Origin of the sequence: Micromonospora sp. NPDC048898 (assembly GCF_043198035.1) — a bacterium.
Taxonomy (GTDB): Bacteria; Actinomycetota; Actinomycetes; order Mycobacteriales; family Micromonosporaceae; genus Micromonospora.
Genome location: NZ_JBICUF010000004.1, coordinates 307116 through 330217 on the forward strand (window position 1 = coordinate 307116; position 23102 = coordinate 330217).

Sequence of the window (23102 nt, forward strand, 5' to 3'; positions counted from 1 at the left end):
CACCCCACCTGCGCGGCTCAGTCGGCCGAGCGGCGGGTCGGGCGACGACCGGGTGGACCAGAGCCCACCTGCGCGGCTCAGTCGGCCGAGCGGCGGGTCGGGCGACGACCGGGTGGACCAGAGCCCACCTGCGCGGCTCAGTCGGCCGAGCGGCGGGTCGGGCGACGACCGGGTGGACCAGAGCCCGCCTGCGCGGCTCAGTCGGCCGAGCGGCGGGTGGGGCGACGACCGGGTGGGGAGGGCGGCTCCGGCCCGGGGTCGGGCACCGGCGGCATCGGTCGGATGACCGGCTCGGCCCCGGTTACTCGCAGCGACTCACCGTGGTGCCACAGCTCGACCTCGGCGTCCGGGCCGGCACCTGGCAACTCGTAGCGGGCCTCGGTCGGGGTCAACGTGACTCGCAGCCGGTGGCCGCGCCAGCGCAGGTTGAACGCCAGCCGGTCGATCCGTCGTGGCAGCCGGGGGTCGAAGGAAAGCACACCCCGGTCGTCGCGCAGGCCGCCGAAGCCCTGCACCAGCGCCAGCCAGGCACCGGCCAGCGAGGCCAGGTGCAGCCCGTCGGCGGTCTTGTCGCCCAGGTCCGCCAGGTCCTGCAGGACCGACTCGGCGAACAGGTCGTACGCCAGGTCCAGGTGCCCGACCTCGGCAGCCAGCACCGCCTGCGGGGCGGCCGACAGCGACGAGTCGCGGACCGTACGGGCCTCGTAGTAGGCCAGGTTGCGGGCCTTCTCGTCGGCGGTGAACTCGCCGGGGCAGAGCTGCATGGCGAGCACCAGGTCGGCCTGCTTGACCACCTGCTTGCGATACAGCTCCAGGTAGGGGAAGTGCAGCAGCAGCGGATAGTCGTCGTCGCCCGTGTTGGCGAAGTCCCACTCGGGCTGCCCGGTGAACCCGGCGGCCTGCTGGTGCACGCCGCGCGCGCGGTCGTACGGGACGAAGACCGCGTCGGCGGCGGCCCGCCAGCCGGCGATCTCGTCGCGGTCCACGCCGAGCCGGTCGGCCAGGTCGGGGTGACGCTCGGCGGCGTCCGCCGCGCCCCGCAGGTTGCGCCGGGCCATCAGGTTGGTGAAGACGTTGTCGTCGACAAGCGCGGCGTACTCGTCCGGGCCGGTCACGCCGTGCAGGTGGAAGTGGCCCTCGTCCGACCAGTGCCCGAAGCCGTGCCAGAGGCGCGCCGTCTCCACCAGCAACTCCAGCCCCGACTCGGCGAGGAACCGTTTGTCGTCGGTGGCGGCCAGATAGCGCAGCACCGCGTCGGCGATGTCGGCGTTGACGTGCAGTGCGGCGGTGCCGGCCGGCCAGTAGCCGGAGCACTCCCGGCCGCCGATGGTGCGCCACGGGAACGTCGCACCGGTCAGCCGCAGTTCCGTGGCCCGCTCGCGGGCCTCGGGCAGGTGGCTGTGCCGCCACCGCAGCGCCGACCGGGCCACCGCCGGTGCCAGGTAGGTGAGCACCGGCAGGACGTAGGTCTCGGTGTCCCAGAGGACGTGCCCGTCGTAGCCGTTGCCGGTCAGGCCCTTCGCCGGGATGGTCCGGTCGGAGTCCGGGCGGCCGGCCTGGATCAGGTGGAACATCGCGAACCGGACCGCCTGTTGTAGCTCCGGGTCACCGTCGAGCTGCACGTCGGCGACCTGCCAGGCCGCGTCCAGGGCGGCGCGCTGGTCGGTGAGCAGCGCGTCGAAGCCGTCGGCGCGGGCCGCGTCCGCCTCCGCGGTGACCAGGGCGGCCAACTCGTCGACGGGTGTCGCGTCGACAGCCGCCCACTCGTACGCGGCGAACTTCGTCAACCGCAGCCGCTCCCCGGGGTGCAGGCGGCCCGCCACGGTCAGCCGTACCCGGTCCGGGGTGCCGTCGCCGGTGGTGGTGAGTGTGCCCGGCCCGTCCACCAGGTGACTGACCGCGACCGCGACGCGCTGACCGCTGCGTTCGGTGCGGTGCACCAGCACTCCCTCGCGCCCGGCGGCGTGGTGTGCCTCGGCGGTCAGCGGGTTGTCGGGCACCGAGGCCGCGCGGGGATCGTCCGAGCGTTCCGGCACCGTCTCGTTGGCCAGCAGATCCGAGCAGACCCGCAGCTCGACGGGGGCGTCCAGCGGCTCGACCTCGTACCGGACGGCGGCGACCGGGCGGCGCGGCAGGGACACCAACCGGGTGCTGCGGATGCGCACCTCCCGCCCGGCCGGCGAGATCCACTCGGTCTCCCGGCGCAGCACGCCGGAGCGCAGGTCGAGCACCTGCTCGTGGTGGCGCAGCGTCCCGGTCCGGATGTCCAGCGGCTCGTCGTCGACCCAGAGCCGGATCAGCGCGGCGTTCGGCGCGCTGATGACGGTGTCGCTGGCCGGTGGAAACGCGTACCCCTCCTCGGGGTAGGTCAGCTCGCGCCGCTCGTGCAGGCCGTTGACGTAACTGCCCGGCATTCCGCACGGCACGCCCTCGTCGAGGACACCCCGCCAACCGACCCACCCGTTGCCCACCGCGAAGATCGACTCAGTCTCGTCGAGCCGGTCCAGGTCGGCCTTCGTCCGTCGAATCCGCCAGGCTTGGTCGTCCACCGTCTCGCTGGCGGGCGGCGGTTGGTCGGTGGCCGAACTGGTCTGCACAAAGCCTCCTGTGAATGCCGACGTCCTCGGCCAGCCAAGCAGAGCAGGCTGAACGAATCCTGGACGAAGGTCAGGAAGCCCGGCCGACCTTCGTCAGCTGTGGTGCCCGCTGCCGTGTTCCTAGGGTGTCTCGAAGGTGAACAGGGTATGAACGTGAGGTGAGGTGAGGCATGGCCGACAACGGCAGCATGGACGTTCCGGAGATCAGTGTCGAGTGGTACCGCGACGTCGTCGACGCCGCCGCCAGCAGCCCAGAGCCGGTGCAGTGGTTCGTCGGGCACGCCACCGAAGGGGTGATCCTGCTGCTCGGTGCGCTGCTGCTGATGGCCGCGCTGACCCGCCGGTCCGGCGGCCCGCACGACCGGGCGCTCGCGCTGATCGCGCCGGTGCCGGCCCTTCTGGCGTACGTCGGCAGCGAATGGTTCAAGACCGTGGTGGACGAGGACCGCCCCTGTCGGACGGTCGGCCAGGCGATCATCGCGGGCACCTGCCCACCCCCGGGCGACTGGTCGTTCCCGAGCAACCACGCAACCGTCGCTGGCGCGTTGGCGGTGACCACGCTGCTACTCTCCCGCCGACTCGGTCTGGTCGCGTTGCCCCTGGCCGCGCTGGGCGCCTTCTCCCGGGTCTTCGTGGGCGTGCACTACCCGCACGACGTGATCGCCGGCGTGCTGTTCGGTGCGCTGGTCGCCGTGGTGGCAACCCCGCTGCTGGCCCGCCCGGCCGCCGAGGTGCTACGCCGTCGATCCGAGCGCGCCGACCGCTCAACCCCGAAACTGGCGAGCCGCACCCGCCGGTGACCCCCGCGCCGCACAAGGTCACGCTCGATCCTGGTTGCAGTGGCCTCCAACCGGCGCGATACCACTCAATCCAGGATCGAGCACGATCTTGACGGTGAGCGGCGGCGGGCGGCGGCGGGCGGCGGTGAGCGGCGGCGGGCGGCGGCGGGCGGCGGCGGGCGGCGGCGGGCGGCAGCGGCGGGCGGGGTCAGCCGGGCAGCAGGAGCGCGCCCACCGTGCCGAGGAGGAGGAACGGGCCGAACGGCAGGTGCGTGCTCCAGCGGGCCCGGCGCGTGGCCAACAGGCCGAGGCTCACCACGGCGGACAGCCCGAAGGCGAGCAGCAGCCCGAGCAGCAGCACCGGCCAGCCGTACCAGCCGAGCAGCGCCCCCACACCGAGCGCCAGCTTGGCGTCACCCAGCCCGAAGCCGCGGTTGCCCAGCAGCACCGTGGTGGTGGCGAAGAACAGCGCCAGCCCCGCGCCGCCGACGGCAGCCCGCAGCCACGGCCCCGGCTCGCCGGCCAGGGCGGCGGCGACACCCAGCAGCAGCCACGTCCCGGCTGCCGCTGGCAGGGTGAGCCGGTCCGGCAGCCGGTGCGCGGCCAGGTCGACGAAGACCGCCGGGATCGTCCAGCCGAGCCACCAGGCCAGCGCCGGCAGCGCCCCGCCCGTTGGGCCGACGAGTGCCAGCAGCAGCAGCGCGGTGAGCCCGGCCAGCTCGACCGTGCCCGGCGGTGGGCCGACCCGTGCGCGGCAGCGACCGCACCGGGCCGCCGGGCCCAGCGCGGGCCAGGGCCGGGTCAGGCCGACCGGCGCGCCGCAGGCGTCGCAGCCGGTCCGGTTCGGCAGACCCGACGGTACGGCGTAGCGCAGCGCGGCCATCCGCATCAGTGGGCTGACTGCGAGGAACGCGAGCACGGTCGGGAGCCGGACGTGGGCCACGGCCGGGGGGCCGGTCAGCGCCATGTCACCGCCTGGGCGCCCCGGCATCCCTCCGCAAACGTGAACACGGATCGTGACTGGGCGATCGCTGAGGTGTGGCGGATGGCGCAGAAAGCGACCTCTCCGACCGGCCACCGGAGGGTGCCTCCGGCGGGATCGGGACCGGGCACCCCGCCGGTCGCGACAGCTCGTCGATCGGTCGACAACCCCACCCGGATGCCGGGATGAGACCACGTTGTCCTACTCCCAGGACCGCCGACGAGACGTCGTTGCCCCCGAGCGGCCCGCCGGCGCCCAGCCATGGACGATCTCCCGCCGGGCCGCCGCGCCGGACGCGGTACGGACACCCGCCACCACCACCTGTCACCACGGAGCGTATTCGCTTTGATTGCCTCTGTTGCATCGGCGAGCGTCAGCTTATGCTCGCCCCTTGGGTGTGACGCTAGCCTCACCCTCACAATCCGACGACACGGGACCATGCATTTGTAGAAGATCCGTAACGGTGAATGCAGAGGCGCAATGATCGGCTCCGGATGTGCTGATCCGGGCGCGCTTCCGCATGCCCTGCGGCGGTGATCCGTCACCACGCCGGGCGACCACGAGGAGGCTCGACGGTGCGCGGACGGCAGCTCAGACGAGCGGCAATCTGCCTGCTGGCGGTCGTGGCGGTGGTGCCGGTCACCGCCTGCGCCGGCGGGCCGGAGGCCATCGAAAGGCCGGCCGCAGCCCAGGACGACGGGCAACGGACAGATCCGGACGTCGAACGGCGCGCTGCCGAAAAGGCGGCGCTTGACGCGTACTCCGGTTATCTGGCGGCCTCGCGGGCGGCGAGTGGGCGCAGTGATCCACACGCGCCGGAACTGTCCCGATTTCTCGCTGATCCACTTCTGACCCGGGTGCGATTGTCCATTCGTGATGCTAAGGAGCACGGTGCTGTGCGAACCGGGACGCTGAAGTCCGACCCGACCGTGACCGCCGCCAGCCTGGATGCGAACCCGGCCACCGTCGAGATCCAGGACTGCCTGGACATGACCGACTACCGGTTGGTCTACGCCAAGAACAAACGCGTGGTGCCGGGCAGCGGGGGCGGTAGACACCTCTCCACCGCCACGGCGACCCGATATCCCGACGGCCGCTGGCTGATCAACGCGGGCGCGCTGCACCGGGACCAGCCATGCTGACCTGGGCAGGAGGGGGCGCTCCGGCGCGTACCCCCGGGGTCGCGACAGCTCGGCGGGCCCTCGCCGGGATCGGGCTCGCGCTCCTCCTGGTGGTCGGCACGACCCTGCCGGCCGACGCCGCTCGGCGTGCCGGTCCGGGTGCGAGCTGCCCGCCCGACCAGCCCGACTGCAGCGTCTGGGACGACGAACCCGGCAAGCCGGGCGGTCCCGGTGGCGGTGGGGACAACGGCGGCGGGGACGACGACGGTGGTGGCGGTGGTGGTGGCGTCTGCCGGTGGGACGGGCGGACCGTGCCCTGCTACGACGAGTTCAAGGGCTGGTTCAACAGCGGCGACGGCTGCTACTACAAGCTGGCCGAGCCGCAGGACGAGGCACCCGAGGGTCAGCACTGGTACGTGCAGACCTGCAACGGCGGCGCGGACGTGGGCAACATAACAGTGGTGCTGCGCGAGCCGCCGCCCGGCTTCGGCGCACCGCCCAACCCGGAGGAGCTAGCCCGCCGCGCCCTGGCGAAGATCACGCTGGAGCCGGCGCCGCTGGCGGTCGCACCCCGCAAGAAGAACGGCCCCGGCCTGGTCGGCCTGCCGGTGTGGATGTGGTCCGACCCAAAAAACGCCTACTTCGGCCCGCTCGGCGCCGAGGAGACCGACCGGGGCGTCACCGTCGATATCACGGCGCAGGTCGACGAGATCGTCTGGGACATGGGCAACGGCGATCAGGTGCCCTGCCCCGGTGCCGGCACCCCGTACGTCGCGACGGACAAGGACCTTGCCGGCCGCACCTCCCCGACCTGCGGCTACCACAAGGGCTACCAGAAGGCCGGCACCTACGACGTCACCGCCACCACCCACTGGAAGGTGACCTGGACCGGCGGTGGGGAGAGCGGAGAGATCCTGGTGACCCGGAACAGCGGCGTCGTACAGATCCAGATCAACGAACTCCAGGTGGTGACCCGATGAGTCTCGCGACGCACAACGGGACCGGGTCGGTGGACGCACCGGTCAGCCCGCCCAGGGTGGTCCGGCAGCGTCGGGTCCGCCCGGGGTTGCTCGGTCTCGCCGTGCTCCTGATCGCCCTGGGTGGGCTGGGCGCGGCGTTCGCGGTCACCTCGGTCCGGGCCACCGGCAGCTATCTCGCGGTCGCCCGGCCGGTGGAGGTGGGTCGGGAGATCAGCGCCACCGACCTGGTCACCGTGCAGGTCGCCGGCGGGCAGGGGCTGCGTCCGGTGCCCGCCGGCCGGCTCGACGAGGTGGTCGGCAAACGGGCCGCGGTGAAGCTGGTCCCGGGCACCCTGCTCACCCTGGGGCAGGTCACCGACGATCCGTTGCTCGGCCCCGACCAGCAGCAGATCGCGCTGGGCCTGAAGACCGCCCAGGTGCCGGCTCGGCAACTGCACCCCGGCGACAAGGTCCTGCTGATCAGCACCCCGGACCGCAGCGCCAACGGGGACCCGGCCGCCGCCGGCACCCGGTTCCCGGCCATCGTGATCGACATGGTCAGCCCGGCCAACACCGACAAGGTGCTGTACCTGGCGCTCTCCACCCGGGATGTGCCCGCGGTGGTGGCCCTCACCGCGCAGGCGCGCATCGCCGTCGTGCTGACCGAGGCGGCCTGAGCATGGCGATCATCGCGCTGGTGTCGGCGAAGGGTTCGCCCGGCGTCACGACCTCCGCGTTGGCCTGCACGCTGGCCTGGCACCGACGGATGGTGCTCGCCGAGTGCGACCCGGCCGGCGGGTCGATCCTCGCCGGCTATCTCGGCGGCCAGTTGGACGGCCCCCGCGGCATCGGCGAACTGGCCGTCGGGGAGCTGCGCGACGGCAACCTGGAGAGCGCGTTCTGGTCGCAACTCGTCGACCTGGACGCACCCCGCCGGGAACGGCTGCTGCTGCCCGGGATCGTCGACCCGGCCCAGGGTGGCAGTGTCACCCCGCTCTGGCAGCGGTTCGCCGACTACTTCAACACCCTCGATCGCGGCATCCCCGGCTACGACGTGCTTGTCGACTGCGGCCGGCTGCACGTGGCCGCGCCGCCGTGGCCCGTGCTGCGGGCAGCCTCGGTGGTGCTGCTGGTGTCCCGGGCGCACCTGCCGGACCTCTCCGGCACCCGGGCGGTGATCACCGCGATCGAACGGGACTTCGCCGAGCACCGGGTGCCGGCCGGCACCCTGCGGCTGTTGTTGGTCGGCGGCGGGCACGGGCGAGCCGAGATCAGTCGCGCCCTGAAACTGCCGGTGATCGCACGGCTGCCACACGATCCGCGTACCGCCGGGGTGCTCGCCCTGGGCGGGACCGTGCGGACCGGACGGCCGCTGATGCGCGCGGCCGCCGCGTTGGAGGTGCCGATCGGCGCGCTCCTGGAGCGGCGGCAGGCCCGGCTGGCCTGGCCCGTGCAGCAGGGGGTCCCGGATGCGGTTTGAGCCGGTCTCCGCGGACCCTCGCCAACAGCCGCCGGGCGCGACCTCCACCGAGCCGCCGCTGGCCGTGCCGAACGGCCGGCACCACCAGTCCGTGCCGATGCCGCAGCCGACGCCGACCGCCACGCCGCCGCCCACGCCCCGCCCCCGGACGGACTTCCAGGTGGTCCGGGAGCTGCGCCGGGAACTCACCGAACGGCTCACCCTGTGGCAGCGCGGCCGGGAGTTCACAGTCGACGAGGAGGACACCGAGCGGGCCCGGCTGGCCGTCATGGTGGTCGCCGCGTACGCGGACTTCGTCCGCCGGGCCGGCACCCCGATGGCCGCCGGCGAGGAGCGTCTGCTGCTCGACCAGGTGACCGCCGAGCTGGTGGGGCTCGGTCGGCTGCAGACGCTGCTCGTCGACGACACCATCGAGGAGGTGCACATCCTCGGCTGCGACCAGGTGCGCATCGCCCGGCACGGCGGCGGGGTGGACTGGGCCGAGCCGATCGCCGACAGCGACGCCGAGTTGGTGGAGATCCTCCAGGCGGCGGCCCGCCGGGCGGGTGCGACCGAGCGGTCCCTGTCCACCGTGAAGCCCACCCTCGACCTGCAACTGCCCGACGGCAGTCGGCTGGCGGCGGTGTTCCTGGTCAGCCACCGCCCGTACGCGGTGATCCGCAAGCACAACACCCTGGACGTGAGCCTCGACGACATCGCGGGCGCCCGGGGTGACCTGGACGAGATGATCGACCCGCTGCTGCGCGACTTCCTCCGCGCGGCGATGCGCGCCGGGTTGAACATCATGGTCGCCGGGCTGGCCGGTGCCGGCAAGACCACGATCATCCGGGCGTTGATGAACGAGATCCCGCCGGACGAGCCGTACGTGCTGTTGGAGGAGAGCCGGGAGTTGCTGCCGGCCCGCCGCCGGGAGCGGCACCGGGCGGTGATGAGCTTCGAGGCCCGGGAGGGGCACGGCGAGCGCGGCTTCGACGGGCGTCCGGCCGGTGAGGTGACGATCGCCGACCTGATCCCGCTGTCGCTGCGGATGGGCGTGTTGCGGATCATCGTGGGTGAGGTGCGGTCCCGGGAGATCGTGCCGATGCTCCAGGCGATGACCACCAGCCGGGGTTCGATGTGCACGATCCACGCCCGCACGGCTGCCGGGGTGGGCGAACGGATCGTCGAGCTGGCGCTGGCGCACGGCCGTGAGATGACAGTCGACCAGGCCCGTCGGATGGCCGGCAACGCCCTCGACCTGATCGTCTACGTCACCGTCGAGGACGAGACCGCCATCGGCGGGCGTAAACACCGATTCGTCTCGCATGTGGAGGAGGTGATCGGGCCCGGTGAAGCCGGACGGATCACCACCACCACGGTCTTCGGGCCCGGCCCGGACGGCCGGGCGGTCCCCCGGCACCTGCCCGAGCGGGTCCGCGACCAGTTGCTGCGGGTGGGTTACGACGCGCGGCTGCTGACCCGGTGGGTCGAGGCCGGTGCCGGTGCCTGGCGGCGGCCGCGGCAGACCCGACTGGCCCGGCGGTGACCTGGTGATGGGCAGCCTTGAGGTGATCGCGGTGGTCTCCGGGGCCGCCTGTGTGGCCGGTCTGCTGCTGGCGGTGGTCGCACTTGTCGGCACCCGCCGACCCCCGGGGCCTCGTCCGGGAGGCGGGCAGGGTCTGGGTCGACTGTGGCGCGGGCCGGGTGCCACCCCGGCCGAGCAGCGGGCCTACCAGACGCTGTTGGTCGCCGCGCTGGGCGCTGGCGCGTTGGCGTTCCTGCTGACCGGGCTGCCGGTGGTGGGCCTGCTGGTGGCGGTGGCCGTGCCCGGCACCCCGTGGCTGTTCGGGGTGGGCAGGGCCGAGCAGCGGGCGATCGCCCGGATCGAGGCGGTGGGTGAGTGGACCCGCCGACTCAAGGACGTCTCCGGCACCGGGCAGGGCCTCCAACAGTCGATCATCGGCACGATCGGCAGCGTGCCACCCGGCATCGAGGACGAGGTGCGACTGCTCGCCGCTCGTCTCCAGGCCGGCTGGTTGGCCCGGTCCGCGCTGCTGGCGTTCGCCGACGAGATCGCCGACCCGGTCGGTGACCAGGTGGTGGCGGCGCTGATCCTGCACCTCTCGGACCGGGGCGAACGGCTGGGTGACGTGCTCGGCTCGATCGCCGGCGCGGCGTCCGCGGAGGTGGCCACCCGTCGGGAGATCGAGGCCAAGCGGACGCAACCCCGGTTCGCGGTCCGCTTCCTCACCGGGATGACCCTGGCCACCCTGGCGTACGGGCTGCTCAACGCCGAGTACATCAAGCCGTACGGCACGCCGGTGGGTCAGGTGGTGATGGCCGCCCTCGGCGCGGCCTTCATCGGCCTGCTGGCCTGGGTGCGGTCGATGAGCCAGCCGCGGCGGCCGTCCCGGTTCCTGCCGGCGCCCGACCCCGCCGAGGTGATCGCATGAACATGATCGTGAACTGGCCGTTGGTTGTCGCCGTCTGCGGTGGTGCCGGCATCGGGTTGGGCGTGTTCCTGGTGGTCCGGGAGTTGGTGCCGGCGACCCCGGCGCTCGGGCCGGCGCTGCGCCGGCTGCACCAGCCGCCGGGCACCGGCCGGGCCGCCACTCCCGCCTCCCGGCGACTGGAATCGCTGAGCGGGTTGTCCCGCTGGCTGCGCCCGCCGCACCGGGCGCTCGCCCTGATCGGCCAGACCCCCGAGCAGTACGCGCTGTCGGTGCTGCTCTCCGCACTGATCGGGCTGGCCACGCCGACCCTGCTCGGGGTGGCGCTGCTGGTGTTCGGCATGTCGTTCCCGCTCGTCGTACCGGTGCTCGGCAGCCTCGGCCTGGCACTGATCGGTGGGCTGCTGGCACACCGGGCCGTGCTGACCAAGGCCGAGGCCGCCCGGGAGGAGTTCCGGGCGGCCGTCTGCACCTACCTCGACCTGGTGGCGTTGCAGCTCTCCGCCGCGCACGGGCCGGTGCAGTCGCTGGAGCGCGCCGCGGCGGTCTGCGACGGCTGGGTGTTCGACCGGCTCCAGGAGTCGCTGCGGATCGCCCAGATGCAGATGCACGCGCCGTGGGACGAGCTGCGCGACCTCGCCGACAAGATCGGCATTCCGGAGCTGGGCGACGTCGGCGCGATCATGCGCTCCTCCGGCAGCGAGGGGGCACAGGTGCACGAGACCCTGCGCAGCCGGGCCGACTCGCTACGCGACCAGATCCGCACCGACAACCTCGCCCGCGCCGAGGGGGTGACAAGTCGACTCGACATCCCGGGCGCACTGCTCGTCTTCGTGCTGCTCGGCTTCGTGCTCTATCCGTTCGTCGCCCGTGTCTGAAAGCCCTCCCCCTGAAGGAGTAACGCCATGTCCATCCTCAGCTACCTGCACGTCGTGGTGACGACGCGGCTGGCCGAGCTGCGCCGCGACAGTGAACGCGGTGACAGCCCGGTGCCCACCGCGGTGATCATCGCCGGTCTGGTCGCCGTCGCCATCGCCGTCACCGCCCTGGCCCTGACCAAGGCCGACAACTGGATGACAGGCATCCCGGACCACCCAGGCGGCGGCGCCGGCCCCGGCACGGGCGAAGGCGGGGGCGAGTAACCGGGATGCGCCGAGCCGCGTTTCCCAGGTGGCACCGGGTGGTCAGCGCCATCCGGCGCCGCCTCGCGGGCGCCGACCGGGAGCGGGGCGCCAATCCGGTGGAGCTGGCCGTGCTGATGCCGCTGATCATGGTGCTGCTCTTCGCCTCGGTCCAGATCGCGGCCGTCTTCCTCGCCCGCTCGACCGCGTTGCACGCCGCGCAGAGCGGCGTGAACGCGCAACGGCCCTACCAGGCGCCCAACGGCGCCGGCGTGGACAGCGCGACCCGCTTCCTCCAGGCCGCCGGCGGCTGGTTGGCCGGCTGGGACGAGACCGACCCGACTTGCGTGATCATCGACGAGGTCGAGGTCACCTGCACGGTGAGCGGCCGATCCCTGTCGGTGGTGCCGGGCGTGGACTTCGCGGTGCGGCAGACCGCCCACGGGACGGTGGAGAGGGTGACCGAGCCGTGAAGCACACCGCCGAGCGGGGCTCGGTCTCCATCGAGGTGGCGGTGCTCGCGCCCGCGTTCATCGCGCTGATGGTGCTTGCCGGCGTCGTCGGGCGTACCGCGGTGGCGGCGGAGACGATCGATGCCGCGGCACACGACGCCGCCCGAGCCGCGTCGATCTCCCGGGACTCGACCACGGCCCGGACAGCGGCGCTGAAGGCCGTCCAGGACCAACTGGACTGGCACGGGTTGGCCTGCGCCAACGACCCGAACCCGGAACTCACCGGCTCGGTCGCTGGCCAACCGACCAGCTTCGACGACGCCTTCAGCAGCGTGGTCGGTGCGGACGCCACGGTGACGGTGACGGTGACCTGCCTGGTGTCGCTGCAGGACATCGCCCTCGATGTCCTGCCCGGAATGCCGAGCGAGAAGCGGGTGAGCGCGACGTTCACCTCGCCACTGGACCGTTACCGGGGGCGGGAATGACCACGGACGGCCGCCGCCTGTTGGGCGACCACGGCCGGGTGAGCATCTTCCTGGCGGTGGCGATGATCGGCGTACTGGCCATCGTGGGTCTCTCCTTCGACGGCGCCGGGCAGCTACGCACCCTGCAACGTGCCGAGAACCTGGCCGCCGAGGCTGCCCGCGCCGGTGGTCAGGCCATCGATCGGGCGACCGCGATCGATGGCGGGGTGCCGCGGATCGACGAGACCGAGGCGCGCGCGGCGGTCGCCAACTACCTGGCCGCGGCCACCGGCACCAGCGGCCACACCGTGAGCTTCCCCGAGGTCGCCGGGCAAACCCTGATCCGAGTCACCGTCACGATCACCTACAACCGCTCGATGGTCGGGCCGTTCGTCCAGGACAAGACGGTCACCGTCACCGGCGAGGCGACCGCGCGGGCCATCACCGCAGCAGCAACGTAGGAAGGAAGGCAGCCATGCCCGTATCGGGTGGGTCCGTCGTACGACGGACCGGACGGATCCTCACCGGCGTCGGCGCGCTGGCCGTGCTGTGTGCGCTGCTGGTTGGCGCGCCGATCGCGCTGCTGGCCTTCGCTGGCAATCCCCTGCCTGATCACCTTCCCACCATCGCCGAGATCGGCACCACGCTGACCAGCCGGGACGATGGCCAACTCTTCCTGCGGGCACTGGCGGTGGCCGGCTGGTTCGGCTGGGCCACGTTCGCCTTCTCCGTCCTCGTCGAGTTGGGGGCGCAGAGCCTGCGCCGCCCGGCACCGAGGCTGCCCGGGATGAGTCGCCAGCAGAAGGCCGCCGCCGCGCTTGTCGGCTCGGTCGCGCTGATCCTCGCCGCCAGCCCGGCAGCCGCCAGCGCCGCAGCGGTCTACGGCGCCCCGGCGTACGCGAGCACGAGCGCACCGGCCGCCGCCACCCTGGCCGCACCGACCCGCGCGGGTGCGACGCCGGACACGGCGGCCCCGCTGGCGCAGGGCGGGCTGGCGGGCAGGGCCGCCGCCCCCGGTGGCTCGACGGCCAACGACGAGCCCGCCCCGGTGTATCGGGTGGCGCGGGGCGACTACCTCGGCGAGGTGGCCGAGCGTTACCTGGACGAGTTCGGCGACTACCGGCAGCTCGCCAAGCTCAACAAGATCGACGACCCGGACCGGATCCGCCCCGGCCAGTTGCTTCGACTGCCCACGGAGGCCGCCGACCAGGGTGCCCGCCAGCACGCCACCGGCCGGCTCGTCGACCGGCTCGCGGCGCCGAAACCACCCGCGCCCCGGCCGGCGCCCGAACGGGCCGCACCGCAGCAGCCGGCCCCGGTGCCCCCCAGCGGTACGGAGGCGGGTCAGCCACCAGCGATGACCGTCGGCGCGGCCCGGGCCGGCACCGAGGACCGGGTGAACCGTCCGCTCGCCGTCTCGGCCGTCCTCGCCGTGGCGAGCATCGTCGGCGCTCAGATCGGCGCGGTGTTGGGGCTGCGCCGCCGCCCGGCCGCCGCCGGAGCGGCTCTCGTTTCCTCCCGCACGGGCCGGGGCGGTGCGGGCCGGAGCACCGGCCGGGCCGGCGGGAGTACGAGCCGGGGTGCCGAGCGCGCGGGCCGAACCAGCGGTCCCCGGCGAACCGGTTCCGGGTCGGCGGGAAGTGGTGCCGCGTGGGCCGCCAGCTGGACGGTCGCGGCCGTCGAAGCGCCAGCAACACGCAACGACGGCACGGCACCGCACGGTGGTGGCACGGCATCTCGCGACGGCGGTACCGCACCGAACGGCAGTGGAATGGCACCGCCCGGCAGCGGGATGGTGCCTCCCGGCGGCGGAACGGCGTCCGCCGGTGCGTCGGGCTGGGGTGCCGACGACGGCTGGGCTGACGGCAGCGCCGAGGGCGGATTCTTCGACGGGGGGCACGACGGGGACTCCGTACCGGACGGGCCTTCGGTCGGCCGACACCGACGCGGCTGATCCGTTCGACGGACCCGGCGCGTACCGCCTCAGGGTAGGCGGGTCTGGAGCACGCCGTTCTGGATCCGGGTGGGCAGGATCTGCTGGTCGTTGCCGGAGGGCCCCTGCATGACCTCGCCACCGTTGAGCCGGAAAGCGCTGCCGTGCCACGGGCAGACCACGCAGGCGTGGCCGTCGATCTCCTGCACCTCGCCCTCGCCGAGCGGCCCGCTCTGGTGCGGGCAACGCTCCAACATCACTGTCACCTCGTCACCGTGCCGGTAGAGGATCACCGAGATGTCGTCATCCACCTCTCGGGTGATCAGGGTGCGCTGCGGCATCGTGGCCATGTCGGCGAGCGAGTGCCAGCCGTCGGTCATCCGGTGCAACTCGGAGACGCTCTGGTTGACCTGCGCCCCCTGCTTGTACGCGAGGTGACCCCCGATGTACGCGCCGAGGCTCACGGTGCAGAGCCCGAGGAAGCCGAGTGCACGGCCGACGCCGTGCCGACCGGACAGCCGCGCGGCCAGCGAGCCGGTGTAGAGCGTCATGCCGACGGTGTTGGCGGCGGCGTGCACGAGGCCGACCCGGCGCTGGTCCCGGGCGAGTGCCGCCCAGTCGTTCAGCCCGGCGATCGCCGCCGGCAGGGCGCTGACGGTGCCCAGGCCGACGAGCACGGTGGCGGGTCGACGTTGGCCGGGCATCAGGTCCAGCACCGCGGCGCTGATCCACGCGCCGACCGGCACCTGCACCATCGCCGGGTGTAGTGGATGCCCGAGGGTCACCCCGTGCAGCAGGTCGCGCAGCCGCCGCGGACGCAGCGTCCCCAGGACGGCCTTCTGCAACCGGTCGCCCGCGCGGTCCAGCCGGGAGTCCTGCTCAACTTTCGTCAAAAGTGCTCGCACAGGTACCGACTTCCCGGCGATCTCCGTAACAAACCGGTCGGCGGGAACAAACCTGCCGCGCCACCCACCCCGACCGTGGGGTGGGAGTGGGCGGGCGGGGCGGGCATGCTGGCGGGATGGGTGTGCGGGTGGAACGGGTTGGGGCGGTTTGCACAGTGGTACTGGATCGGGCGGAGGCGCGGAACGCTGTGGACGGGCCTACGGCTCGGGCGCTCGCCGACGCGTTTCGGGCCTTTGACGCCGATCCGAACGCTTCGGTGGCCGTGCTCTGGGGCGCTGGGGGCACGTTCTGCTCCGGCGCCGACCTCAAGGCCCTCGGCACGCCGAGCGGCAACCGGGTCGAGCCGGAGGGGGACGGCCCGATGGGCCCGACCCGGATGACGCTCAGCAAACCGGTGATCGCGGCGATCTCCGGGTACGCGGTGGCGGGTGGCCTTGAGTTGGCACTCTGGTGCGACCTGCGGGTCGCCGAGTCCGACGCGACGCTCGGGGTGTTCTGTCGCCGCTGGGGAGTGCCGCTTGTCGACGGTGGCACCGTGCGGCTGCCTCGGCTGATCGGCGAGAGCCGGGCGATGGATCTGATCCTCACCGGCCGGCCGGTAACGGCGGACGAGGCGTACTCGATGGGGTTGGTCAATCGGGTGGTGCCACCCGGCCAGGCGCGGGCCGCGGCCGAGGAGTTGGCGGCGGCGATCGCCCGGCACCCGCAGACCTGCCTGCGCAACGATCGGGCGGCGGTCCTGGCGGGCGGCGGGCTACCCGAGCCGGAGGCGTTGGCGACCGAACTGGCGTACGGGATGGCTTCGCTCGCCACGGACGCCGCCGCCGGCGCGGCCCGGTTCGTGGCGGGCGAGGGCCGACACGGCGCGATGCCGCCGGGAGGAGTGCACCCCCCGGCGGCGTCGGCTACCGACTAGCTCAGTTGCGGTTGATGGTGAAGGTCGACGTGGTGTTGCGGATGTCCACCGCGTTGTTCGTCAGTCGCAGGTTGTTGAAGGTGACCGAGCCGACCGCCGGGCCCTGACCGGGTTCCGGCATCTCGTTGGCCCAGACCGCGAAGCCCGACTTCGCGTCGAACGCGTCACCGCTCTTGCGGGCACCGCTGATCGAGATGTTGGTGAAGACGGTGTCGGTGATCGGGTTCTCCGGCTGCGAGCCGTTGTACTTGGTCTGGAACATGATTCCCGAGTACGTCGGATCGACGATGTCCACGTCGGACACCCGGATGCCGCGGAACTCCTTCGAGGCGGAGAAGACCCAGATCGCGGGGAAGGTCTGGGAGCCCCAGAAATGCCCACCCGCCCGGATCAGCGAGATGTTCTGGAACTGGGTCGGTGGGCTGGCTCCGAACCCGATGAACGGGTAGCCGAAGTCCAGCGAGCTGATGGTGATCCCGGAGTACGTCAACATGTCCGCGATGTAGAGGTTGCGGAAGATGTTGTTGTAGCCGCCGTAGACCGCCAGCCCGGCCGCCCGCCAGGTCAACGTGGCGGTGAGGTTCTCGAACACGTTGCCGTTGTTGCCTGTCGACGCGCCCTGGTCGGTGGCCGAGAAGAGGGCGAACGCGTCGTCGCCGTTCGACCGCCCCTCGGTGTTGGTGATCAGGTTGTTGGTGCTGCCGTTGGTCAGGTTCACCCCGTCGGCGAAGGTGTTGCGGAAGCGGCTGTCGCGGATGGTCAGCCCGCTGACGCTCACCCCCCAGTACGCGCAGACGGTGTGCTCGACCCAGACGCTGTCCAACGTCATGTTGTCGACGTCCTTCAGTTCACCCCAGACCTTGCCCGGCCCGTCGATGCGGTTGGTGTAGTTGCCGAAGAAGGCCAGGTGCGAGAAGGACGACCCGCTGGCCGACGACTCCACCCGGAAGCCCGCGTCGGTGTTCTGCTGACCGGTCGGCGTCTGGAAGCGGGTGTACCACATGCCCGCGCCGACCACCTTTGTCGGCTTGCCGTACACCTGGAGCTTCTGCGCGGTCTCGTAGGTGCCGGCCGGCAGGTAGACGCCGATCAGGTTGCCGGTGGTGTCCATCCGGACCGCGTCCAGCGCGTTCTGCACGTCCTGGTGGCTGAAGCCGGACGGCACCCGGTAACGGGACGGGTCCGGGTTCGCTCGCGGTGCGACCAGCTCCAGGTTGATGAAATCGATCGCGTACGTGGTGGTGTTGGCCGGGTCCTTCTGGAGCCGGATCTTGCTGCCGGCCGGGATCGTCGAGTTCAGCATCACGTTCGCCTCGTCGTACAGGTGCCGAGGCGGGCCGGCGCTTGGCGAGTCACTCGGGCTGGCCTCCGCGCCGTAGAGCCAGATGTGCTTGGAGGTCAGGTTGATCGGCTTGTGCAGGGTGCCGTTGACGTAGATGTTCAGCGTCGAGTCGATGCCCCCGCCGCCCGCCGAGTCGGGGATGGAGAAGCGGGTGACCAGGGTGTTCGTCGCCGCCCGGGTGGTCCACTCGACGTACGAGCCGGTGCTGTTCAGGGTCACCGCCCGACGTCCGGACGCCTCACCGCCGAGGTTGCCGATCTCCCGGTTCGGGCCGACCTGCCCCGCACCGCCGCCGGTCGTGCCGTCCTCGGCCTCGTACGTGTCGTAGCCCAGGTTGGCGCCGCGCCCCACGAAGAGCGGGCGGTCGCTGGTGTTGTTGGTCTGCTTGACCGGCAGCTCGTTGCCGTCCACGGCGAGCACCACCCGGACTGTGTACTTGCCGTTCGCGGCGGTCCAGGTGCCCAGGTTGACCGGGCCGACCGTCGCACCGGCGTTGATCACCCCGGAGTACGAGCCGGTGAGCGTACGGACCACGGTGCCGGCTTCGTTGAGCACGGTCAGCGTGATGCCGTGCGAGCCGGACGCGGACGCCTGGTTGCCGGCGTTGCGGATCGACACGGAGAAGGTGACGGTGCTGCCCGGCGGCGGGTTGCCCGGTGACCAGTCGACCGCGGCGGCGACCAGGTCGGAGCTGGCGATCGCGCCGACCACCAGCGGGCTGGGGTTGGTGTAGCTGTTGTTGGTGTCGTCGGACTCGACGACGGTGTTCGACTCGTCCACCTTCGCGCTGAGCGGGTAGCTGCCCGCGTCGCGGGTGCCGATGCTGGCGCTGACCGTGGTCGAGGCGCCGGCCGCGAGGCCGCCGACCGACGCGGTGCCGACCCGGGTGGAGCCCAGGTAGAAGTTGACGTTCGTCGCGCCGGACGCCGTCGAACCCGCGTTGCGGACTGTCGCGGAGACCGTGATGGTGCTGGTCTCCACCGGTGCCGACGGGCTGTACGACATGCCGGTCACGGTCAGGTCCGGGTTCGGCGCCGGGGTGCCGAAGACCTGGAACTCGGCCACCTGCCCGGCCGGTGCGCCGGTGTTCGAGGCGATCGATAGCCGGACGTCGGCCGCCGCGCCGGAGACCGGGATGGTCACCGTGTTGCCGCTGCCCGGGTTGAAGGTGTAGTTCGTCGCGCCGACCAGGGTGGTGAAGCTCGACGAGCCCTGGTCCCGCCCGAGCACCGTGATGTTCTGCGTACGCGCACCCCAGGCCGAGTCCGGGTTGAGCTTCACGACGACCTGGCTGAGGCTGGCGTTCGCACCGAGCTGCACGGTCAGCGTGCTCGGGTTGCCGTTGCCCTCCCAGTAGGTGGCCACGCTGTTGTCGTTGGCGTTGGTGGCCACGAACGTGTGCACGAAACCGGAGGCGGTGATCGGCTTGCCGACTGCCAGGTTGCTCCCGGTCGGCGGGTTGCCGGTGCCGGTCCGGGTCACCGTGTTGCTGTTCGCCGACTGGTTGCCGGCCGCGTCCCTGGCCCGCACGTGGTACGAGACGGTGGCGCTGTCCGACTGGCTGTCGGTGTAGGTGAGCGTCGAGCCACCGACGCTGCCGCGCAGCCCACCGTTGGCGTAGACGTCGTAGCCGGTCACCCCGACGTTGTCGGAGGACGCCGACCAGGTGAGCCGGATCTGCCCGCTGGCCGGCTGGGTGTACGCCAGGTTGCCCGGGACGCTCGGCGCCTGGGTGTCGGTGCCGCCGCTGGCGCCGTACACCTCGACCTCGGAGAGCTGCGCGGCCGGCCAGCCGGTGTTGCCGGTGACCTGCACCCGGACGTAGCGGGTGCTGGCGGCGGTGAAGCTGACGGTCGCGGTGTTGCCGCTGCTCGGGTTGAAGGTGTAGCCGGCGGACGCCTTCAGGGTGCTGAAGGACGAGCCGTTGGTGGAGCCCAGCACCGACAGCGTCTGGGTGCGGGTCTGCCAGTCCGCCGAGGGCGGCAGCTTGAGCACCACCCGGTCGACGCTGACCGTGGCGCCCAGGTCCGCCTGGATCCACTGCGGGAACGCGTTGTTGGCGCTCTCCCAGTAGGTCGACGCGTTGCCGTCGTTGGCGTTGCTCGCCACGTAGTTCTGGTTGTAGCTGCTGGCGGTCATGGTCGCCGAGAGCCCGGCGAGCATCGCCACGCGCGCGGCGGCGGCGGACGGGTCGGCCGCCGGAGCCGCGGTCGCCGCGGGGGTGACGACCGGGGCGGTGGCGAGGAGCATCCCGGCGAGCGCGCCGGCGAGGAGCCGCCGGCCACGGGTGCGGGGGACGGGATTGGGCGCGCCGCTCGGCGGCGTGCCTCGTCTGGTGCCGTAACTGGACATGGGGTCGCTACACCTCTTTCGGGGGTGGGGTGCGGGTGCGTTGCCCGGCGACGGGTGCAGGGGTACGCCCGTCGTTCCGCGACAGGTGGGGGACGGTGCGGGTGGGGGGACGGGTCGGCGGGCCGGGGCTGCGTCGCCCCGGAGCGCCGGATCGGGTGGCCCCCGCCCGGATCGGACGGGGGCACCCCGGGCTAGCTGGAGTAGACCTCGAACTCGCTGAGCTGACCGGCTGGCCAGCCGGTGTTGCCGGTGAGTGTCAGCCGCAGGTACCGCTGGCTGGTCGCCGTGAAGGTCACGGTGACGGTGTTGCCGCTGGCCGGGTTGAAGGTGTGGCCGGCGGACGCCTTCAGCGTGCTGAAGGACGAGCCGTTCGTGGAGCCGAGCACCGCCAGCGTCTGCGTACGCGTCTGCCAGGCCGACGACGGTGGGAGTTTCAGGACGACCCGGGACACCGTCCGGTTGGCGCCCAGGTCCACGGTCAGCGACTGCGGGAAGGCGTTGTTGGCGCTCTCCCAGTAGGTGTTCGCGTTGCCGTCCACCGCGTTGGGGGCGGCGTACACGTCGGAGTGGCTGGTCTCGGTGATCGACCGCCCGGCGGCCAGGTTGCCGCTGGGCGGCGGCGTGGTCGGTGGCGCCGTGGTGGGCGGCGGCGTGGTGGGCGGCGCCGTGGTCGGCGGCGGCGTGGTGGGCGGCGGCGTGGTCTGGGTGCCGCCGTACACCTCGACCTCGGACAGTTGGGCCGCCGGCCAGCCGGTGTTGCCGGTGACTGTCACCCGGAGGTAGCGGCGGTCACCGGAGGGCAGGCCGATCGACACGGCGTTGCCCGAGCCGGGGGCGAACACCCGACCGGCGGACGACGCCAGGGTGGCGTACGAGGATCCGTCGGTGGAGCCGAGCACCGACAGGGTCTCGGTGCGTTGCTCCCAACCGCTGGGCAGCTTGAGCACCACCCGGTCGACCGACCGGGCCGAACCCAGGTCGACGGTGACGGACTGGGGGAAGGCGTTGTTGGCGCTCTCCCAGTAGCTGGCCGCGTTGCCGTCCACCACGTTGGCCGCCGTGTAGCTCTGGTTGGTGCTCGTCGCGGTCGCCGGCCGGTTCAGCGCCAGGTTCCCCCCGCTGGTGGGCGGCGGCGTGGTCGGTGCCGGGGTGGTCGGTGCCGGCGTGGTGGGTGCCGGACTGGTCGGCGGTGGCGTGGTGGGCCCGCCGCCCCACTGCGGGTCCGGCCACGGCCCGCAGTACGGGGTCGACGTGTACCAGCCGGAGTTGCCGGAACCCTGGGTGATCTGGAAGCCACCGCCCACGCAGTTGTGCATCGGGTTGCTCTGCGCGATGTTGGTGGCCCGCACGTTGGTGAAGGACACCTGGCTGGGTGCCTGCACCTGGAGCGCGTACGTGCCGGCGCCGTCGATCCGCACGTTCGTGAGGTTGATGCCGCTGGTCTGGCCCTCGATCCAGTGCAGCGCCGCGTACGAGCTGTCCAGGATGTCGGTGTCGGTGATGTTGATGGTGGCCTGCTGGAACGACTCGTTGAGGGCGGAGAACCAGATCGCCCCGACGCCGAAGTTCCAGTTGTAGTCCGAGTTGCCGTTGCGGATCAGCGTGTTCCGGGCGATCGTCCAGGTGCCCCGGACCGCGGTGTCGCCCTGCACACCCGGATAGCGGTTGGCCACGTGGATGCCGCCGCCGTTGGACAGCGAGTCGGCAGTCACGTTGTCGGAGATCGTGATGTCCCGACCGCCGTAGCTGACCAGGTGGTTCGCCAGCAGGGTCACGCCGATGGTGTTGTGCGTGAAGGAGTTGTTGACGTTCGGCACGCTCTGCGCCCACATCGCCAGGGCGTCGTCGCCGGTGTTGCGGACGAACGTGTTGGTCACCGTCGAGTTGGTGACGCCGGTGTGGAAGTTCACCCCGTCCGCGGTCTGGTCCAGGATCCGGCTGTTGCGGATGGTGAAGTTGTCCATCGGGCCGTCCATCCACGCCCCGACCTTGGTGTTCTCCAGCCACAGGTTGTCGACCACCGAGTTGGTCATCGCCCCGCCCAGGGCGTTGACCTGGTCGTCGTCCACCCGTTCGCGGATGTCGCCGATGATGGCGAAGTCCCGCAGCGTGACGTTGCGGCTCGGCCCGTTCGCCTCGTGCGCGCGGACCGGGCCGGTGTAGCCGCCACCGGGGACGTACTTGCCGTAGATGCCGACCGAGCGGTTCCGGTCGGTGGGGTGCCGGCCGCCGAGCACCGAATACCAGGGGCCGGCGCCGCGCAGGGTCACCCCGTCGACCACCACGTGGTCCCAGAGGGTGAAGGTGCCGGTCGGGATCCAGACGGCCCGGCCCTGGGCCTTGCCGGCGTCGACCGCCGCCTGGAACCTGGCTGTGGAGTCGGTCGCGCCGCTCGGGTCGGCGCCGAAGTCGGTGACCACGTCGAGCACACCGGACGGCTTGGTGATCGCCGGTGCGACCAGCTCGAAGTCGGCCAGGTCGATGGTGAACGTGGGCGACTGGGCGGTGGAGGAGACCTGGAACCGGATCTTCGTGCCGGCCGGCTGGGTGCTGCCGAACATCGCCCGGGTCTCGTCGTAGAAGTGGTGCGGGTTGGTGTCACCCGGGTTGTTGTTGAACGGGTATCCGCCGTAGTACCAGCCGTACCGTGAGGTCACCGGGACCGACTTCAGCAGCGACCCGTTGGCCCGCAGGTCGATGGCGGCGTCCCGGCCGGTCCCGGACGGGCTGTCCGGCAGGCTGTAGCGGAAGGTGACCGCGTTGGCCGGTGCGGTGAGGGTGAACTCGACGTACTCGCCGACGGCGTCGAGGGTGACCGCCTCCCGGCCGGACGCCTCGGACGGCAACGTGCCGTAGCGGCGGTCCGGGCCGATCTTCGAGCCGTTGTGGGCGGCCTCCTCCGCCTCCTGCTCGACGAACGGGACGGTGGCGCCCCGGCCGGAAATGTCGAAGGGGGACAACCCGGCCGCCGAGGCCGGGGTCGCCGTGCCGGTGATCGCGAGGGCTGTCAACGAGGTGGCGGCGAGCAGGGTGGCGGCGATGGCGGCCAACCCTGCCCGGGTCGGGTGTCGAAGGTGGTGCGGGGTGCCGGTGGTGTGGTTGGCCATGAGCTGCGCTCTCCCTTTCGTCAGGCAGGCCAGATCCCCCCGTGTCGGTGCGGTGTGACGCGTTCCCCCCGGTCCTCCTTTCCGTGGGTGAGGTGGTGGGGGGGGGCGGGGCGGGCCCCCCCCCCCCCCCCCCGCCCGGGCAGGGGGGGGGGGGGGGTGGGC

The 23102-nt window shown here is 72.2% G+C and carries 17 protein-coding genes and 2 pseudogenes; 14 read left to right on the forward strand and 5 right to left on the reverse strand.

Annotation, left to right across the window (positions count from 1 at the left end; all coding sequences use genetic code 11):
- Positions 1–197: 197 nt before the first annotated feature.
- Positions 198–2597, reverse strand: a complete 2400-nt coding sequence (locus ACGFIQ_RS14455; RefSeq protein ID WP_393243642.1) for a glycoside hydrolase family 65 protein — start codon at positions 2595–2597, stop codon at positions 198–200.
- Positions 2598–2767: 170 nt separating this feature from the next.
- Here ACGFIQ_RS14455 and ACGFIQ_RS14460 point away from each other — a divergent pair, with 170 nt between their 5' ends.
- The gene (locus ACGFIQ_RS14460; RefSeq protein ID WP_393243644.1) at positions 2768–3397 is read left to right on the forward strand and encodes a phosphatase PAP2 family protein; all 630 of its coding nucleotides are present in this window, start codon (positions 2768–2770) and stop codon (positions 3395–3397) included.
- A gap of 187 nt (positions 3398–3584) precedes the next feature.
- On the opposite strand, the gene ACGFIQ_RS14465 is transcribed toward ACGFIQ_RS14460, so the two are convergent.
- Positions 3585–4343, reverse strand: a complete 759-nt coding sequence (locus ACGFIQ_RS14465; RefSeq protein ID WP_393243646.1) for a prepilin peptidase — start codon at positions 4341–4343, stop codon at positions 3585–3587.
- Between the two features lie 590 nt (positions 4344–4933).
- On the opposite strand from ACGFIQ_RS14465, the gene ACGFIQ_RS14470 reads away from it, so the two are divergent.
- The 12 genes and pseudogenes from ACGFIQ_RS14470 to ACGFIQ_RS14525 form a co-directional block, all read left to right on the forward strand.
- Positions 4934–5500 (forward strand): hypothetical protein, encoded by a 567-nt coding sequence (locus tag ACGFIQ_RS14470; protein WP_393243648.1) that lies wholly within the window; start codon positions 4934–4936, stop codon positions 5498–5500.
- Positions 5494–6459, forward strand: coding sequence for a hypothetical protein (locus tag ACGFIQ_RS14475; RefSeq protein ID WP_393243650.1), 966 nt, complete (start codon positions 5494–5496; stop codon positions 6457–6459). Before ACGFIQ_RS14470 ends, ACGFIQ_RS14475 begins: the two co-directional genes overlap by 7 nt.
- Positions 6456–7115, forward strand: a complete 660-nt coding sequence (locus ACGFIQ_RS14480) for an SAF domain-containing protein (RefSeq protein WP_393243651.1) — start codon at positions 6456–6458, stop codon at positions 7113–7115. The genes ACGFIQ_RS14475 and ACGFIQ_RS14480 overlap by 4 nt, the downstream gene beginning before the upstream one ends.
- A gap of 2 nt (positions 7116–7117) precedes the next feature.
- Positions 7118–7918 carry a ParA family protein gene (locus tag ACGFIQ_RS14485; RefSeq protein ID WP_393243653.1) on the forward strand — a complete coding sequence of 267 codons (801 nt, stop codon included), beginning with the start codon at positions 7118–7120 and terminating at the stop codon, positions 7916–7918.
- Entirely contained in the window at positions 7908–9443 is a 1536-nt protein-coding gene (locus ACGFIQ_RS14490) for a CpaF family protein (protein ID WP_393243655.1), read from the forward strand. The genes ACGFIQ_RS14485 and ACGFIQ_RS14490 overlap by 11 nt, the downstream gene beginning before the upstream one ends.
- A pseudogene (locus ACGFIQ_RS14495) lies at positions 9404–10350 on the forward strand (type II secretion system F family protein). Before ACGFIQ_RS14490 ends, ACGFIQ_RS14495 begins: the two are co-directional and overlap by 40 nt.
- Positions 10351–10355: 5 nt before the next feature.
- Complete coding sequence (locus ACGFIQ_RS14500; protein ID WP_393244024.1) at positions 10356–11225, forward strand: type II secretion system F family protein; 870 nt, start codon at positions 10356–10358, stop codon at positions 11223–11225.
- A gap of 27 nt (positions 11226–11252) precedes the next feature.
- Positions 11253–11489 (forward strand): hypothetical protein, encoded by a 237-nt coding sequence (locus tag ACGFIQ_RS14505; RefSeq protein ID WP_393243657.1) that lies wholly within the window; start codon positions 11253–11255, stop codon positions 11487–11489.
- Positions 11490–11494: 5 nt separating this feature from the next.
- Positions 11495–11941 (forward strand): TadE family protein, encoded by a 447-nt coding sequence (locus ACGFIQ_RS14510; RefSeq protein ID WP_393243659.1) that lies wholly within the window; start codon positions 11495–11497, stop codon positions 11939–11941.
- Positions 11938–12405, forward strand: coding sequence for a TadE/TadG family type IV pilus assembly protein (locus tag ACGFIQ_RS14515; protein ID WP_393243660.1), 468 nt, complete (start codon positions 11938–11940; stop codon positions 12403–12405). Before ACGFIQ_RS14510 ends, ACGFIQ_RS14515 begins: the two co-directional genes overlap by 4 nt.
- Complete coding sequence (locus ACGFIQ_RS14520) at positions 12402–12845, forward strand: pilus assembly protein TadG-related protein (protein WP_393243662.1); 444 nt, start codon at positions 12402–12404, stop codon at positions 12843–12845. Before ACGFIQ_RS14515 ends, ACGFIQ_RS14520 begins: the two co-directional genes overlap by 4 nt.
- Positions 12846–12859: 14 nt before the next feature.
- Positions 12860–13915 (forward strand): annotated as a pseudogene (locus ACGFIQ_RS14525) (LysM peptidoglycan-binding domain-containing protein); the annotation flags it as partial.
- Between the two features lie 452 nt (positions 13916–14367).
- On the opposite strand, the gene ACGFIQ_RS14530 reads toward ACGFIQ_RS14525, so the two are convergent.
- Positions 14368–15222, reverse strand: a complete 855-nt coding sequence (locus ACGFIQ_RS14530) for a Rieske 2Fe-2S domain-containing protein (protein ID WP_393243664.1) — start codon at positions 15220–15222, stop codon at positions 14368–14370.
- Positions 15223–15338: 116 nt separating this feature from the next.
- Here ACGFIQ_RS14530 and ACGFIQ_RS14535 point away from each other — a divergent pair, with 116 nt between their 5' ends.
- Complete coding sequence (locus ACGFIQ_RS14535) at positions 15339–16139, forward strand: crotonase/enoyl-CoA hydratase family protein (RefSeq protein ID WP_393243666.1); 801 nt, start codon at positions 15339–15341, stop codon at positions 16137–16139.
- 1 nt (position 16140) lies between these two features.
- On the opposite strand, the gene ACGFIQ_RS14540 is transcribed toward ACGFIQ_RS14535, so the two are convergent.
- Positions 16141–19833, reverse strand: a complete 3693-nt coding sequence (locus ACGFIQ_RS14540) for a discoidin domain-containing protein (protein WP_393243668.1) — start codon at positions 19831–19833, stop codon at positions 16141–16143.
- A gap of 191 nt (positions 19834–20024) precedes the next feature.
- Positions 20025–22940, reverse strand: coding sequence for a discoidin domain-containing protein (locus tag ACGFIQ_RS14545; protein ID WP_393243670.1), 2916 nt, complete (start codon positions 22938–22940; stop codon positions 20025–20027).
- Positions 22941–23102 lie beyond the last annotated feature (162 nt).